Below are 998 nucleotides of genomic sequence, written 5' to 3'. Positions count from 1 at the left end.
CCGACCAACGCGCTCCAGGCCTTTGCGGCGCAGGGTGATCTCGATACCTCGCAGAGCTACGCGGCCGGGACCGTCGGTGCGGCCAAGCTCGGCATCATGCTCGGCAACGCCAACATCGAGGCGTCGAATTTCGGCCTGAACAGCTTCAAGGTGACCAACACCGGCGACAAGAAGATCTCGGCGATCTTCATCGACGTCTCCAGCGCGCTCTACCCCGACAGCGTCTTCGACCCCGACGGCGCCGGCGGCGACAGCGCCACCAAGCCCTGGGCGGTCAACGCGGCGGGCAACACCGGCGCCTATATCGGCGGCGGCGTCGGCGGCTACTTCCTGCCCGGGCCCGACCCGCTGCCCAACACCACCGGCACCGGCAAGCCCTCCAATGGCGGCTACAAGGGCGCGATGGTCAAGTTCGACCCGAATGTCAGCGGTGGCTTCGGCAAGAACGAGATTGTCGGCTTTTCGGGCGACATGGATCCGAACTCGATCGCCGGTCTGACCAAGAGCTCGCTGGACGCCCTGGCCGTCGACGGCTGGGACGTCGGCGGCATCTCCGGGCACGAGCTGATCGGCTCGACCTTCACGGTGCTGTTCGACGACGGCACCACCGCCTCGGGCCAGCTGGGCTCCGACGGCAGCGCCTCGGGCAGCCACGCCATCGCCTCGCAGGCCGGCGCCGGCGCGGTGGCGCCGACGCTGAGCGTCAACGGCGTCGGGGCGGGCGGCACCGGCAGCTATGGCGGCAGCCAGCCCTCGGTGATCGTGTCCGGCACCCCGGGCGACACGGTGATGGTGACGCTGACCAAGGGTTTCAACCCGGTGCAGGGCGCGGGCGACATCCCGGCGCTGGTCGAAAACCGGCTCGACGCCTACGCCTTCAAGGCCAACAACACCTTCGACAACCAGCACGTCGTGGTGAAGCTGAACAGCAGCGGCATCGCGGATCTGTCGCACCGGTTCGACTACGACGACAGCCCGGCCAACAACAAGGCCGACGG

The 998-nt window shown here is 68.4% G+C and carries 1 protein-coding gene; it reads left to right on the top strand.

Features of this window, described 5'->3' with window-relative positions; translation table 11 throughout:
- Positions 1-998 (top strand): hypothetical protein (locus LOS8367_RS19165; RefSeq protein ID WP_207569307.1); only part of this gene is annotated, 998 nt, incomplete at both ends.

It is taken from the genome of Limimaricola soesokkakensis, assembly GCF_900172345.1.
GTDB lineage: Bacteria > Pseudomonadota > Alphaproteobacteria > Rhodobacterales > Rhodobacteraceae > Limimaricola > Limimaricola soesokkakensis.
This window is presented reverse-complemented; position numbering and strand designations above follow the sequence as displayed.